The sequence below is a fragment of the Salegentibacter salinarum genome, from assembly GCF_900168115.1.
Classification (GTDB): domain Bacteria; phylum Bacteroidota; class Bacteroidia; order Flavobacteriales; family Flavobacteriaceae; genus Salegentibacter; species Salegentibacter salinarum.
On the sequence record NZ_FUZC01000019.1, the window covers coordinates 49,849 to 65,321 of the forward strand.

A 15,473-nucleotide genomic window follows, 5' to 3' on the forward strand; every position below is an offset into this window, starting at 1 on the left:
CTTCTGAAAATCTTTCAACATATAACAGCAATAAACATACAAATAATGTCGCCTTTATGGAAATAAAGAATATTTGAGCTGAATTACTAATGAGAGGTAAAAAGAAATTAGTGGCTACACTAGAAAATATGTACATTTGCAGCCGCAAAAAATCATTACTATGAAAGCCGGAATTGTAGGATTACCAAACGTAGGGAAATCGACGCTATTTAATTGTCTCTCTAACGCAAAGGCGCAGAGTGCGAATTTTCCTTTTTGTACCATAGAACCTAATGTTGGGGTTGTAAACGTTCCTGATCCAAGGATTCAGCGATTGGAAAGTTTGGTTAATCCTGAAAAAGTGCAACCGGCCACAGTAGAGATCGTAGATATTGCAGGCCTTGTAAAAGGAGCCAGTAAAGGCGAAGGACTTGGAAACCAGTTTTTGGGTAATATTCGTGAAACCGATGCAATTCTGCATGTTTTGCGTTGTTTTGAGAACGACAATATTGTACATGTAGATGGTTCTATAGATCCTATTCGCGATAAGGAGACCATAGATATGGAACTTCAGCTTAAAGACCTGGAAACCGCAGAGAAAAAATTGGAAAAAGTTAAGCGTGCGGCTCGTACCGGGAATAAAGAAGCTCAGAAAGAAGAAACTGCACTCAACAAGGTAAAACAAGGTTTGGAAGCTGGGAAATCTGTTAGGGCTATAGATTTAACCGAAGAAGAAAGAAAAGATTTTATAACACCGCTTCAATTTATTACCGATAAACCGGTGATGTACGTTTGTAATGTAGATGAAGATGCGGCGGTAGAGGGGAACGCTCACGTAGATCGCGTTAAAGAAGCAGTAAAAGAAGAAAATGCTGAGGTCCTGGTACTTGCCGTAGGAACTGAAGCTGATATTACCGAGCTTGATGATTTTGAGGAGCGACAAATGTTTCTTCAGGATATTGGGCTGGAAGAGCCGGGTTCTGCCAAATTGATTCGCGGAGCTTACGAATTATTAAACCTGCAGACTTACTTTACCGCGGGAGTAAAAGAAGTACGTGCCTGGACTATTCCTGTTGGAGCTACAGCCCCACAGGCCGCCGGAGTGATTCATACCGATTTTGAAAAAGGATTTATTCGTGCTGAGGTTATTTCTTATGCTGATTTTGACAGTTTTGGAAGCGAAGCCAAAGTAAAAGAAGCCGGTAAAATGCGGGTTGAAGGAAAAGAATATATTGTACAGGATGGCGATGTGATGCATTTTAGATTTAATGTGTAAATCGCATTTTTTTAAGATAATTTTGCCATTTTATCACTTATCAATTCTAATTTAACTAAAATTAGAATTTCATCTAAATTTTTAGAAATAGTTTATCATTCGTGCTAAGCTCAGCTCTCATTTATTTCCTAATTTTAAGTAAACAACCAAAATAGGAAACTATGAAACTGAGAAAGAATTTTAAATCTACACTTAAAACTCCCGCTTTTATTAAGAAAACCGGGCTTATAGTTATGGCTTCCGGGCTTTTATTTGCCTGCAACGATGGCAATAAAAAAGCCGATGATGCAGAGATAGAAATCGAACAGACCATGGAAGTTGAAGAAGATACTATGTCTAATTACGCGTACGAGAGGAATGCGGTGGCAGATTATCTTACCTATGTAGATGGAGATGATGAATATGAGGAAATGCAGGAAGAAATTGATCCTGAGACAGCTTTGCAAAAATTTGCAGCTGCGGTTTCAGAGAGAAGTAGAGATTTTGGTATGCAGGCCGATCAGAAACTTGAAGTTATTGGCGATAGCCTAAGTAAACCTGTAGACAATATGGATGCGCAATTGCAAACTGCCATTGCTTCGCTTGAAAAACTCCAGGAAAACGCTTACGATGAACTTTCTGAAGAAGTGGATGAACTAAAAGCCGAACTGCAGGAAATAGATATGCAAGCCGATGATGCAAAGGAAAAGTTACGTAATTTCTTTCATAATGCAGCCGATGTAATGGAGGAGATGGACGCACCAACTTCTGAAGAAGGAACAATGAGTGCCAATCCCGGCGCCGTAGATGAGGCAGATTATAGTCAGGAACCTGATACCGTTGAAGTGGATCAATAAGAAAATTTAGAATAAAATTTTATAAGAACCGTCTTTATAGGCGGTTCTTTTTTTGGCTTTATTTTCCTTATTTTTAATTGAAATATGCTTTTTATGAAAGATAATTTTTCAACGCACTCTTCTGCTTATGCTAAATTCAGACCGACTTATCCGCAGAAGTTATATGAATTTTTACAAGCAAAATTAACCGACACTGAAACGGCCTGGGATTGCGGTACGGGAAACGGCCAGGTCGCGGGAGAATTAGCTGAATTCTTTCAAAAAGTAAAAGCTACAGATATTAGTAAGCAACAATTAAAAAATGCTGTAAAAAAAAATAATATTCAATATTCTCTGCAAGGTGCTGAAAAGACGAACTTTCAAGACAATACTTTTGATCTAATTACGGTAGCGCAGGCCATTCACTGGTTCAATTTTAAAGATTTTTATAAAGAAGCAAAACGGGTTTTAAAACCCAATGGAATTATTGCGGTAATAGGTTACTCCTTATTTAATACTACTCCCGAAACTGATGAAGTTATCCGGAAATTTTATAATGATATTATTGGCCCGTTTTGGGATGAAGAAAGGCGGTATTTAGATGAAAAATATAAAAATATTCCTTTTCCGTTTCACGAAATTGAAACTCCGGAATTTCAGCAGGAATATCAATGGAGTTTTGAGCATCTCATTGGATATTTAGAAACCTGGAGCGCAGTGAAACACCATGAAAAAGAAACTGGTGAAAATCCTGTAAATTTGATTAAAAATGAACTTAAAACCGCTTTTGGAAGTCAGAATAAAATTGTTTTTCCAATCCTTTTCAGGCTGGGAAAATTCAAGGATTAAATTTTTGAATTGAACTGGCATAGAATATGATTAACTTCCAGTCGTTATATATGAATAAATTAGCTGATTAAAATAATTGATAATGAATAAATTAGGTTTTATTTTCCTGCTCGTTGCAGGTATGTTTTTTCAGAATATTTCGGCACAAAGCTTTGCCGATGACCAAACGGTAACCCAGCAAGTGCTTCAGGAGCTCAATAGAGAACGCAGTTTGTTAAGTCAGAATCTCGAATTTAGAATCAAAGAAATAGATTCAAAAATTAGCAATCTTGATGAAAGTATTCAGAACACTAATTCTTCTTCAGAAAAAGTAGAAAAACTTCTGGAACGTGTTAAATTCCTCGAGGAACGCCAGGAAGAAATTGATAAAAATACCATTAGCGTTTATAAATATAATTACAGCTCTGCCGTGCTTAATTTAGCCTCAATGGAGCGCGAAATTAAACCCTTAAATCTTTTTAATGCTTCCCGTGAATTTTATGCAACCTTAGACCAGGTAAGCAACCCTATGCATTACGAAGGTTACCAGGAATGGTTTGGGGAATTTAGAAAGTTTGTTGAAGATGAAAAGAAAAATGACGCCAGGCTTTCCGCTTTAAGTCATATTTTAAATGTTACTGGAGACCTTGCGCAAGGCACGCCGTTTACCGGGATGTTTGCCGGGACTGTTTTTGACGGAATTGGTAGCTTTATAAACTCCCTGGGTTGGGGCGATAAAAAACTGAAACAGCAAAGTACAGAAATGCTGAAACTTACCACAACTGTGGCGCAATTTACCCACGATAAAGACCTTATAGAAACGGAGTGGGAATCTATAAATAAAAACCTAGATGAATTAAAAGAGCTCCAGGAGAAGGCTATGCAGGAAAATTTGGTAAAAATCCTGGGAATAGACCCGAATGAGTTTGATCGTAATTTCACGAATGAAACTGATGCTAAAAAACGGACCCAATATATTTTAGATATTTCTAAAATTGCTGAAAATAAAATCGCTGAAGAAAAAGCTAAAAATCCCGAAAACTGGAAGCAAGATTATCACGACCAGATGATTGCAGTGCAGAATTTAAAGATCCGTTTTGGAACGATTACTTTTAGAATTCTGGAAAATCTTAAGAAATATGATTCGCTTATTCAGAAATATGAAAACGATGAATATTTAAAAACCAAGATCGCCGATCTAAAAACGAAACTTAACGTTGTGCGAAATAGTTTTGAATCTACTTTTAATCCGCAGGAATATATTAAAGCTTCTAATGAAATGTATGTGGTAGAGTAAGGATTTTTTGGCCTTATTATTAAAGACTACCTGAGAATCTAACGTCATCCTGAATTTATTTTCAGGATCTAAGATCTTCAGATAGTCTTTTAAGTTTGTCTAATGCTTTAACTCCGGTAAAAGTTTTTCTATCCTGTCCCGGGAACCTTCATATTGGTCGGGTAATTTTAGACTGGTTCCAAGTTCCTCCAGGCTTTCGTCTCTAGTAAATCCGGGATTATCCGTAGCGATTTCAAATAAAACTCCACCGGGTTCTCTAAAGTACAGCGAGAAAAAGTAATCCCGATCTATTTTTTCGGTGATTTGTAAACCTTTCTGAATAATTTTTTCTCTAAAACGCATCTGGGTTTCTTCATCTTTCACCCTAAACGCGATGTGATGATTAGTACCACCGGCATTAATTCCACGTTCGGCAGTTGGGTCTTCGTGAATATCAATTATTGCAGCATTCTCAACTGCCTTCGTTTTATATCTGTAGAATTCGCCCGCTTTTTCTTGAAGTTCGTAATCAAAAATATCGGTTAGGATACTTGCTGTGGGACCAACGTTGAATAGGGTAAGGGTTACGCTGTGAAAACCTTTTAACGCCACATCGTTTTTAACTTCATCAGTTTCCCAGGCCTCTCGGTTATCTTTGTGTTTAGTGACAATTAGTTTTAAATTAAGCCCGTCGGGATCTCTAAAAGGTAAATACTGTTCCCCAAATTGTTCCCTGATTTTCCCGAATTCAACACCGTGTTTTTCAAAACGTTTCTGCCAGAAATCAAGGCTGCCTTGCGGAACCGAATAACCTATTTCGGTAGCCATTCCTACGCCATTTTTTCCCTGTTTCACACGTGTCCACGGAAAAAAGGTCAGGATACTTCCCGGTGAACCAACTTTGTCGCCAAAGTAGAAATGATAGGTTTGCGGATCATCAAAATTCACCGTTTTCTTAACCATTCGCAATCCCAGCACTTTGGTGTAAAAATCGTAGTTGCGTTGGGCATTGCCGGCAATTGCGGTGATATGGTGTAAACCAAGTATTTTATCTTCCATAATTTTTTGTTTCAATTAAATAAAAACCAGCTTCAAATTGGGTTAAATTAATGGTAAAATATAACCTCAAACTAAAATTCAAGAATTTCAGCTGAAACCGGAGCTAAAAATTTAAATTCAATAGCTCTATAAAATTAAGGAATTAGATTCAGAAAGAATCTTGGTTGGAAGATTTAAAGATGTTTATGTAGGCGTTTTACAATATCGTAAGTATTCGAATCTGAATAAGTTCCAAAAGCATTTACCAAAATGCCTTTTACTTTATGATTGTGAGAAGAAATAGCGTAAACAATCATTTCATCGCCGGGATCTGTCATTCCTTCAAAACGATAGATTTCATCAATTTCAAAATCATCGGGAGAAAGCTCAAGGGAGCGCTGTGGATCTACTATTTTATCCTTTTCCGGCTCTAATTTAAAGTCGGTAGTATAACCTCGCGTAGCAAGACCATTCATTGCCTGGCTTACGGTTTCGTAATCGTGTCTTTGTACCAACATAATTTTATAAATTTAGTTCTATAAAATTACTCAATTTTAAGCGGTAAAACTATTGAAAATCAGTATTTTATTTAATCTGGACAAGCTTCAGGGTTGATTGTTCAACATGAATTTTAGATAGGGATGTATAAAAAAATTATTCAGTTTAGAAACTTCAGTAAAAAGATTTAAAACTGAAGTCTATTCAACTTCAGAAAAAAATAAAAAAGCTTACTTTTGTGATAGAACTTCTATTTTTTTGCAACTAAACTATGGGCCAAAGAACACTACTGAATTCAGTTGAAATAAATATTATTCTGCACCGTCTTGCCTGCCAGTTAGTTGAAAATCACACTGATTTTAAAAATACCGTAATTATAGGAATCCAGCCTCGTGGTGTTTTTCTTGCTGGGAGGATTATAAAAATTCTTGAAGAAGAATACCAGATTGAAAATTTGAAATACGGACATCTGGATATTACTTTTTATCGTGACGATTTTAGAAGAAGTGACAAACCGCTGGAAGCCAATAAAACAAAAATTGATTTTATTGTTGAAGATAAAAAAGTGGTTTTTATAGATGATGTTCTTTATACCGGCCGCAGCATAAGAGCTGCATTAACGGCCGTACAATCTTTTGGCAGGCCTGCCGAAATTGAATTATTAAGTTTTATAGACCGGCGATTTAGCCGTCATTTACCCATTCAGCCAGATTATAATGGGCGACAGGTGGATGCTATAAATGAAGAAAAAGTAATAGTGAACTGGAAAGAAAACGATGGCGAAGACGTGGTTTATCTGGTTTCTAAATAACTAAATATATGAGCGAATTAAGTGTAAATCACTTACTGGGAATTAAATATCTAACCAAAGAAGATATTGAGCTTATTTTTAAAACTGCCAATCACTTTAAAGAAGTGATTAACCGGCCCATTAAAAAAGTCCCTTCGCTTAGAGATATTACCATTGCCAACCTTTTTTTTGAAAATTCTACCAGAACCCGACTTTCTTTTGAACTTGCCGAAAAACGTTTAAGTGCCGATGTGGTAAATTTTTCTGCGGCCTCTTCTTCAGTAAAGAAAGGAGAGACACTCATAGATACTGTAAACAATATTTTATCTATGAAAGTAGATATGGTAGTGATGCGGCATCCTAATCCCGGTGCGGGAATTTTTCTTTCCCGCCACGTAAAGGCCAGTATTATTAATGCTGGGGATGGTGCGCATGAGCATCCTACCCAGGCACTTTTAGACAGTTATTCTATAAAAGAACGTCTCGGAGAAGTTAAAGGTAAAAAAGTGGTGATTGTAGGCGATATTCTGCATAGTAGGGTAGCGCTTTCAAATATTTTTGCACTTAAACTTCAGGGAGCCGAAGTGAAGGTTTGTGGACCTAAAACTTTATTGCCAAAACATATTGAATCTTTAGGTGTGGGCGTAGAAACCAATCTTAAAAAGGCCCTGGAATGGTGTGATGTGGCGAATATGCTTAGAGTGCAGAATGAGCGTATGGATATTAGTTATTTTCCCAGCACAAGGGAATATGCGCAGCAATTTCAGCTAAATAAGAAAATGCTGGAAAGTCTGAATAAAGAAATAGTAATAATGCACCCGGGCCCAATTAACCGCGGGGTAGAAATTACCAGCGATGTAGCCGATGCAGAAAATGCGATTATTCTGGACCAGGTACAAAATGGAGTAGCCGTTAGAATGGCAGTGATTTATTTATTGGCTTCCAAGATAAACCACTAAAAGGCTTTAATTCCTTAACTTTAAATTTTAAAGAACCACACTATGAAGATTTCAGAAAAAGAGAATTATATTTTAATAGAACCTTTAGAAGCTCCGGTAGTAGAATTTGTGTCCTTACTTACACAAAGACATACCGAGTTTGAAAATAATAATGTGGCTGTAAATTTGCTTGCTTATCACCAACTTCAAAAAGAAGAAGTGATGGGATTTTTAGAAATTGCCACCACGCATCAAATGAATAATAAATCTTTTGTTTTAATAAGTAATGCAGTTACTATAGATGAACTGCCGGAAGAAATTGTGGTAGTTCCTTCTTTGAGGGAAGCCGAAGATCTTATTCAAATGGACGAAATTCAACGGGATTTAGGGGTTTAATTCTTACCGCATGAAGCTTAATATCCTTGGCTGTTACGCCGCTACTCCCCGTAGTTTCACCAATCCCACCTCCCAGGTGCTGGAAATGAAAAACGAACTGTTTTTAATTGATTGTGGCGAAGGAACCCAGGTACAGTTAAGACGAAATAAAATTAAATTTTCCAGGATAAAGCACATCTTTATTTCCCATCTTCACGGGGACCATTCTTACGGACTTGTGGGACTTATATCAACCTTTAGATTATTAAACCGGGAAACTGAACTACATGTTTACGGGCCAAAAGGAATAAAAGAAATTATAATATTACAGCTCAAACTTTCCAATTCCTGGACTAATTATCCACTTTATTTTCACGAATTGAGCAGTAAAGAACCCCAGCTTATTTTTGAAAATGAAAAGCTAAGCGTAGAAACTATCCCTTTAATTCATAGAATTTATACCAATGGTTTTCTGTTCAAAGAAAAACCGGGCGACCGGAAATTGCTTATCAATAAAGCGGTTGAATATAATATTGATGTTTCTCTTTATAAAAGTTTAAAAAAAGGAAAAGACGTGACTTCTGAAAACGGCGAATTAATTCCTAATCATTTAGTAACTGCCCCCCCGGAACCCACTAAAAGTTACGCATACTGCAGCGACACCGCCTTTAATCAGAAAATGATTCCGCAGATAAGCGGTGCTACCGTTTTATACCACGAATCTACTTTTCTTGAAGATAAAGCGGAGCTGGCTTTCCCCACTAAACATAGTACGGCTAAAGAAGCTGCGCAAATTGCCAAAGAAGCCGGCGTAAAAAAGCTAATTCTTGGACATTATTCCACCCGATATTCTAATATCAATTTATTCAGAGAAGAAGCTGAAGGAATTTTTCCCGAGGTTGATCTTGCCGATGACGGAAAGGTTTTTGTCTTTGAATAGCACTTTTCTTTTCTTTTCCTACATTTTATATTTTTTAAAATTAGCAATCAACTCATTTTTAGTAGGATAAAACTTACTATTTATGTTAAAATTCAGATAAAATCGATGAAGTGCATTTTAACATATGCTATTTGTCGATAAAAAGTGTACTTTTAACTTCCCAGTCTAACATACTGAACGATGAGAAAAGCTACACTTAGGTTTGCTATACTTCTTTTGCTCTCTATATCAACGATTTCCTGTGCTAAGGAAAGTATTGAAGAAGAAGTGAATTCCTACAATCATACCGCTGAAGAAAAAGTTAATTTTGATTATTCTGAAATTGAAAACAATATTCTTGAGCTAGTAAATGCACATCGTAAAAGCCTGGAACTTGAACCTCTTAAACCCATAGCTGAAGTATCTTTAGAAGCTGAATCTCATAATTATTATATGCTTGAAGTAGGAAAGGTAAGTCACGATAATTTTGGTGAGCGATACGAAAACCTGGTTGCAGCTGTTGGTGCAAAATCTGTAAGTGAAAATGTTGGTTTTGGCTACCGTACTGCAGAAGCTGTGGTAAATGCCTGGTTAAATAGCGATGGGCACAAAAAGAATATTGAAGGAAATCATTCTCATTTTGGAGTATCAGTGGTAGATGACGAAGTAGGACGTAATTATTTCACCAATATATTTATAAGAAAGTAATATTTGTTTTTCATAGATTGATTAAGGAAAAAAGGTTCAGTAAATTGCTGAACCTTTTTTAATATAATTTTCCTCAAAAATTAATTCATCTTTACCACATTAAACATAGAACGGCGATTAAGCTGGTGTTGTTCACTAGAGCAGCGATCACAGTCAATGGCCGGTTTGCGTTCCCCAAAGGCCCGTTTTTGAATTCTCTCTCCACTTATACCTTCTGCAATTAAATAATCGCGAGTAGCTTCGGCGCGTCTTTCGGCTAAAGCTTCATTATAATTATCGCTTCCGCGTTTATCGGTATGGGATCCAATTTCTATAACCAAATCGGGGTATTCTTTCTTCATTATTTCCGCCAGTTTATCCAGCTCTTCAGCAGCATCCGGCCTAATATTGCTTTTATCAAAATCAAAGTAAATATTATTTATTTCGGCAAGATATTCAACATCAGCTACCGGTTGGAGTTCAATATCATATATCATTTCTTCTGAACCATCCATATTACGAGTATCCAGGGTGTCATTGAAATTTTTATATTCAATTTGTTTTGCTTCCAACGGAATATCTACATTTCTATTCACTGCAGTCTGATAATTTCCGTCTTCATCAGATTCCAGAAATGCGATTTCCTGATTATTTTTATTAAAAAGTCTAATTGTAGCCTGGGCAATAGGATTCCCATTTATAACATCGGTAACCTTTCCTTTTAAAATTAAAGGAAGCAATTGATTAAAACCATAAACATTATCTGAGCCGTCGCGGTTGGAAGCTATAAACCCTGCATTAGTAAGGGTTTCTCTGAAAAAACTAAAATCATCTAAATTGCTGTTGATGGTTTCTCCCAGGTTTTGAATTTCAATATTTTCAGCTTTCAAATCTGACTTGAAAATATCGGCTAAACCGTAACCACCGTGACCGGTAGAAGAGAAGTAAAGCACATTATCCTCATCTATAAATGGGAAAGTTTCATCCTCAGCAGTATTGATTTTACTTCCTAAATTTTCGGGAGTTTCGAAAGTGTCATTTTTATTTATGATGATTTTATAAAGATCGGTGCCGCCTTCGCCCCCGGGCATATCAGAAGCAAAGAACAGTGTTTTTCCGTCTTTAGAAACCGTTGGATGTCCTACAGAATAATCATCACTATTAAACGGCAATTCCTGGATATTTACCCAGTTATTCCCCGATTTTTGAGCCGAATAAATCTTTAAATGATTAGTAGCTTCTTTGTCTCTTTTTCCTTCCTTATTGTTGAAATAATTATTCCGGGTGAAATATAAAGTTTCCCCATCGGGACTAAAACTTATTGGACCGTCGTGTAGTTTGGTGTTTATTTCTCCGGAAATAGGGGAGACTTCACCTCCGGAATTTAATTTATAGATATCCAAAAAAGGTTCCTCGTTCCAGGAATATTCTTTTTCGGAATTCTCTGAATTTCTTGCTGAAACGAGATAAGTTTCACCTTTATATTTTAACGCGCCAAAATCACTAAATTCTGAATTAAAATCACTTTTTATAAGTCGGTAAGTAGTTTGGATTTCAGAATTTTCCTGATTCAGCATTTTATTGGCTTCAGCTGAAGCTCCGGCGTGGCTTTTAAGATATTTTTGTAACCATTCCCTGGATTCATCATATCTTTTTGCGCCTCGCAAAGCCTGGGCATATTCGTAATAAACTTCAGTAGAGATATTGGTAGAATCCTTTAGAAGATCTTCATAGTAAAAAACAGCATTTTCGGGACTTCTTAATTTCATATAAGTGTCGGCGAGTTTTAACCTGTTTTCCTTGAGGTTATATTTGTTTTCAATAAGTTCTTTGTAAAGGTCTACGGCTTCTGTATAAGCGAAATTGCTATATAGTTTATCGGCCTTCTTTTGTTTACCATATTGTGCCTGCAAGCTTATGCTAAACACTAAGAATAATAGAATTAAATAGTATTGTTTTTTCATAATCGGCGGCATTTATATTAAAAGAATCGGGGAGATTTGTAACGGGTTTTTTGAAACCTGAATTCATAAATTAACAGGATTTCGTGCGAACCCGAGGTGTATGGTCTTATGTCTGAAATTGAATATTCGTAAGCATAACCTGCTCTAAAACCATCAAAAAGTTCTACATCCAGAAAAGCACCTAAAGCATCCTCTATTCGCCAGTTGGCACCCATGTAAAATTTCTCGTGAAAGATCATAGTTCCTGAGAAATCTACTGAAAGTGGAGCTCCACTGGTCATTTTTAATAAAGTGGTGGGTCTAAATTTCAGGTTTTCATTTAGGTCAAAAACATAACCACCGGTTAAGTAATAATGAATCTGTTCCATAGCCAGGAATTCATTATACTCGTGGTTGTTGTTATTAATCAATTTTGGTGCAGAAGCACCTATATACCAGTTTTGAGCTGAAAGATAAAAACCTATTCCAAAATTTGGCGTCCATTTATTAAACTGGTCTTCAAAGAAAGGATCGTTTAAAACCTGCTGATCATTAAATAATTCTTCATCTAAATTATAGTAACTCATCCCGGCTTTTAAACCCATTGCCAAAGAGATATTATTGTTAAAATCTAAGCGATAGGCGAAATCTCCATAAGCATAAGTATAATTCTCATATCCGGTTTTATCATTAATTACCGAAAGTCCAAGGCCAACTTTATCGTTTGTAAGCGGGGAATGCACCGAAAGGGTTTGGGTATTTGGCGCCCCGCTTACTCCGGCCCATTGATTACGGTTTAAAGCTGTTATTGAAAACCCATCCCGGCTACCGGCATAGGCCGGATTTATAGAAATGGTATTATACATGTACTGAGTGAATTGCGGTAATTGCTGGGCTAAAGCCGAAACCGAAAACATAAGACAAAATATGAGTAGATATATATTTTTCATGTTCTTTCTTTTTATTTTGTTCCTAAATAAATGTAACCTTGAATAGGTGCAAATCCGCTATTTCTAATTTCCAGGATATAGAAGTAAGTTCCTGAAGGCAATTGATTTGAACTTGTAACTGAATTTGTAGAATATCCATCCCAATCGTTTTGATAGTTAATGGCTTCGTAAACTTTACTTCCCCACCGGTTAAAGATCTTTACATCGTAAGTGAATCCGCATTCGCTGGCAAAATTTATACTGAAATAATCATTATGATTATCACTATTAGGAGTTACCGCTTTGGAAATACTGGATTGAATATCTTCCAGGCTACACGGGAGCACTACACAATCATCATTAATAGAAACCATAGCTTCTGTGGTAGAACTACAAACACCATTGTTTATTTGGTATTCAAAAATGTAGGTGCCAACCTCAAGAAGTGCCGGATCAATAATTCCCTGATTCAGCGCTCCTGTGTTTTCGGTATCTACCCAAACCCCAGCAGCGTTGTAATCTCCCTGAAGCAGTTCAAATAAATCGAAAGTGATATCTTCAGTACAAAGACTTATCGTACTGGTTTCAATTTCGTTTGCTACAGGTTCTTCCAAAGTCACTAAGGTTGCTTCTGAAACCTGGTCAAATTCATCCCTGGCAGTTACTGAATAAGTTCCCGGCTCTAGTTCTGTAAACTCATCTACCGCGTAATAATTTTCTCCATCAATACTATAAGTAAGTCCGTTTTCAAAATTAATTAATATCACTCCCGTTGGCGTAATACAATCTGGCTGAATTAGTTCAACTATAGGAGCATCTGGTGCAGGCGGAGTTTCTTCCGGAATTTCCTCAACGATTACGATAAAGGAGCAGGTTACAGAATTTCCTGCGGGATCGGTAACTTTATAAGTAACTTTTGTTTCTCCTACCGGAAATTCTTCCCCGGAAGCATAACCTTCGATTAACTCAATACTGGTTTCTGAGCAATTATCTGAAGCGGTGATAGCATCATAATTTACTACAACTGTCTCGGTGCCGAATTCAACTTTTATTGTAATATCATCTGGACAGTCGATAACCGGAGCTTCATTATCTATCACGCTTACTGTAAAGCTGGAAGTAGCCGAATTCCCATTTATATCGGTGGCGGTATAAGTAACTGTAGTTTCTCCTAATGGAAATTCAGATCCTGAAGTCAAACCTTCCGTAAGTTCTACACTTTCTAATCTGCAATCGTCGCTGGTCGATGGAATGTCGTAATTCACTACAGCTCCACATAATTCCGGATCGGTATTCACAGTGATATCATCTTTATCTTCAATAACCGGTGCTAGATCATCAATTACGATTATTTCAAAGCTACAGTTTACTGTATTTCCTGTTGAATCAGTAGCTCTAAAACTTATAGTGGTAGTGCCAACAGGAAATACTTCTCCTGAAGCCGGACCTTCAGTTTGTGATACGTTTACTTCACCAGAATTATCAAAACCTTGCGGAATTGTAAACTCTACAACTGCTCCACAAATTCCGGCATCGATTCCTGTTGTAACAGGTGAAGGACATTCCAAGCTTGGATCTTCAGCGTCTTCAACGATAATTTCAAAGCTGCATTCGCTGATATTTCCGGAATTATCGGTAGCGGTAAAAGTTACGGTTGTAGTTCCAATTGGGAATTGAGAACCTGAAGCCGGTCCTCCAGTTTGTTCTACCCTGACTTCACAATTATCTGTTGCTACAGGATTTTCAAAATTCACGGTTGCAAAATCAACGCCGTTTTCAGTATTGAAAATCATATTTTTAGGACATTCAATTACCGGAGCCTGATTATCAGTTACCGTGATAGTTTGTACAACCGGCTCGGCACCATTTCCCTTTTCATCGGTTGCGGTCCAGGTAATAGTAGTAGTTCCTACGGGGTATTCGGCATTTAGATCCTCGTTATCATCCCGTGTTCCAACTGCATTTTCTACGGAACAGTTATCAGTTACGGCTGGAGCGGTGATTTCTATCATCGAACCACAGCTATCTATATAGTTAGATGTATTGATTGATTCAACTTCAGCAATTACCGGAGCCTGATCATCAGTTATCGTGATAGTTTGTACAACCGGTTCAGCTTCATTTCCATTTTCATCGGTTGCGTTCCAGGTGATGGTAGTAGTTCCAACCGTGTATTCGGCATCTAATGCCTGGTTATCATCGCGGGTTCCAACAGTATTTTCTACAGAACAGTTATCAGTTACGGGTGGAGTAGTGATTTCTATCATCGCACCACAGCTATCTGCATCAGTAGTAGTATTAATTGGTTCAACTTCGGCGATTATTGGCTCCTGATCATCAATTACCGTTACAGTTTGAACAACTGCCTCAGCTTCATTTCCGTTTTCGTCGGTTGCGTTCCATGTAATGGTAGTGGTTCCTACCGGGTATTGAGTATTTAAGCCTTGGTTATCATCGCGGGTTCCAATTACACTTTCTACGGAACAATTATCATTAACCTCCGGAGCAGTGATTTCGATCATCGCACCACAGGTATCTGCATCGGTAGTTGTATGAACTGACTCTACTTCGACAATCACCGGCGCCTCATTGTCTTTTACTGTGATGGTTTGTTTACAAGTAACCTCATTTCCTGCAAGGTCGGTTACAGTCCAGGTTACTATAGTTTCTCCAAGTTCAAAAACTTCAGGAGCATCGTTGGTTATGCTTAGTTCTGCATTACAATTATCTTCGGCAACAAGATCGCCAAGTTCAATATTGAAAGCAGAACACATTGCTTCGTCTACAAGCACATTTGTTAAATCAGCAGGGCAGGAGATAATTACTGGTGCTTCTTCATCTAGATCTTTTTCAACAACAACTTCGGCGGAAGTTTCACAATCATTATTCTGTGCTACAAGATGATAGGTCCCAGCTGCCAAATTTGAAATGATTCCACTGGAATGAGAATATTTATTTTCCTCGCTATCTTTTAAAATATAAGATAATCCGTCAATTAACTTGAATTCAATGATTCCGTTATTTTCATTGCAAGAAGTGTTGGTTACTGACATCACTACTGGTGCTTCAGGTTGACCTTCGTTTTCTTCGATTACAATTGCTTTAGAAACTGACTCACAATCTTTATTACTGGCCTGTACAAAATAAGTTCCGTCGTTTAGATTGGTGAAATCTCCGTTATC

Annotated in this window: 14 protein-coding genes; 9 read left to right on the top strand and 5 right to left on the bottom strand. The window is 37.2% G+C overall.

Translation table 11 applies throughout. From position 1 onward, the window contains the following. Nucleotides 1-160: 160 nt before the first annotated feature. The 4 genes from ychF (at nucleotide 161) to B5X53_RS16870 (ending at nucleotide 4,195) form a co-directional block, all read left to right on the top strand. The gene (gene ychF, locus B5X53_RS16855) at nucleotides 161-1,255 is read left to right on the top strand and encodes a redox-regulated ATPase YchF (RefSeq protein WP_079714396.1); all 1,095 of its coding nucleotides are present in this window, start codon (nucleotides 161-163) and stop codon (nucleotides 1,253-1,255) included. A gap of 161 nt (nucleotides 1,256-1,416) precedes the next feature. Then, nucleotides 1,417-2,091, top strand: a complete 675-nt coding sequence (locus B5X53_RS16860) for a hypothetical protein (RefSeq protein ID WP_079714397.1) — start codon at nucleotides 1,417-1,419, stop codon at nucleotides 2,089-2,091. 93 nt (nucleotides 2,092-2,184) lie between these two features. Further along, entirely contained in the window at nucleotides 2,185-2,919 is a 735-nt protein-coding gene (locus B5X53_RS16865) for a class I SAM-dependent methyltransferase (protein WP_079714411.1), read from the top strand. 82 nt (nucleotides 2,920-3,001) lie between these two features. Further along, nucleotides 3,002-4,195: a hypothetical protein gene (locus tag B5X53_RS16870; RefSeq protein ID WP_079714398.1), complete on the top strand. Its 1,194-nt coding sequence runs from the start codon at nucleotides 3,002-3,004 to the stop codon at nucleotides 4,193-4,195. Nucleotides 4,196-4,294: 99 nt separating this feature from the next. Here the strand turns inward: B5X53_RS16870 and B5X53_RS16875 are convergent, their stop codons facing one another. Both B5X53_RS16875 and B5X53_RS16880 read right to left on the bottom strand, forming a co-directional pair. After that, nucleotides 4,295-5,233, bottom strand: a complete 939-nt coding sequence (locus B5X53_RS16875; protein WP_079714399.1) for a ring-cleaving dioxygenase — start codon at nucleotides 5,231-5,233, stop codon at nucleotides 4,295-4,297. A 173-nt stretch (nucleotides 5,234-5,406) separates the two neighbouring features. Further along, entirely contained in the window at nucleotides 5,407-5,730 is a 324-nt protein-coding gene (locus B5X53_RS16880) for a phosphoribosylpyrophosphate synthetase (RefSeq protein WP_079714400.1), read from the bottom strand. Nucleotides 5,731-5,981: 251 nt separating this feature from the next. On the opposite strand from B5X53_RS16880, the gene pyrR reads away from it, so the two are divergent. The 5 genes from pyrR (at nucleotide 5,982) to B5X53_RS16905 (ending at nucleotide 9,440) form a co-directional block, all read left to right on the top strand. Continuing rightward, nucleotides 5,982-6,521 (top strand): bifunctional pyr operon transcriptional regulator/uracil phosphoribosyltransferase PyrR, encoded by a 540-nt coding sequence (gene pyrR / locus B5X53_RS16885; protein ID WP_079714401.1) that lies wholly within the window; start codon nucleotides 5,982-5,984, stop codon nucleotides 6,519-6,521. 8 nt (nucleotides 6,522-6,529) lie between these two features. Continuing rightward, nucleotides 6,530-7,459 carry an aspartate carbamoyltransferase catalytic subunit gene (locus B5X53_RS16890; protein WP_079714402.1) on the top strand — a complete coding sequence of 310 codons (930 nt, stop codon included), beginning with the start codon at nucleotides 6,530-6,532 and terminating at the stop codon, nucleotides 7,457-7,459. 42 nt (nucleotides 7,460-7,501) lie between these two features. Continuing rightward, nucleotides 7,502-7,834: a ribonuclease Z gene (locus B5X53_RS16895; RefSeq protein WP_079714403.1), complete on the top strand. Its 333-nt coding sequence runs from the start codon at nucleotides 7,502-7,504 to the stop codon at nucleotides 7,832-7,834. Between the two features lie 10 nt (nucleotides 7,835-7,844). Next, a complete protein-coding gene (locus B5X53_RS16900; protein WP_079714404.1) occupies nucleotides 7,845-8,753 on the top strand; it encodes a ribonuclease Z in 909 nt (302 codons plus the stop codon). Nucleotides 8,754-8,933: 180 nt separating this feature from the next. Beyond that, a complete protein-coding gene (locus B5X53_RS16905) occupies nucleotides 8,934-9,440 on the top strand; it encodes a CAP domain-containing protein (RefSeq protein WP_079714405.1) in 507 nt (168 codons plus the stop codon). Between the two features lie 80 nt (nucleotides 9,441-9,520). Here the strand turns inward: B5X53_RS16905 and B5X53_RS16910 are convergent, their stop codons facing one another. From B5X53_RS16910 to B5X53_RS16920, 3 genes are all read right to left on the bottom strand, one after another. Then, nucleotides 9,521-11,383: an OmpA family protein gene (locus B5X53_RS16910; protein ID WP_079714406.1), complete on the bottom strand. Its 1,863-nt coding sequence runs from the start codon at nucleotides 11,381-11,383 to the stop codon at nucleotides 9,521-9,523. 17 nt (nucleotides 11,384-11,400) lie between these two features. Next, nucleotides 11,401-12,312: a PorP/SprF family type IX secretion system membrane protein gene (locus B5X53_RS16915; RefSeq protein ID WP_079714407.1), complete on the bottom strand. Its 912-nt coding sequence runs from the start codon at nucleotides 12,310-12,312 to the stop codon at nucleotides 11,401-11,403. Nucleotides 12,313-12,323: 11 nt separating this feature from the next. Beyond that, on the bottom strand, nucleotides 12,324-15,473 hold a 3,150-nt coding region (locus B5X53_RS16920), incomplete at its 5' end, for an HYR domain-containing protein (RefSeq protein WP_143533274.1).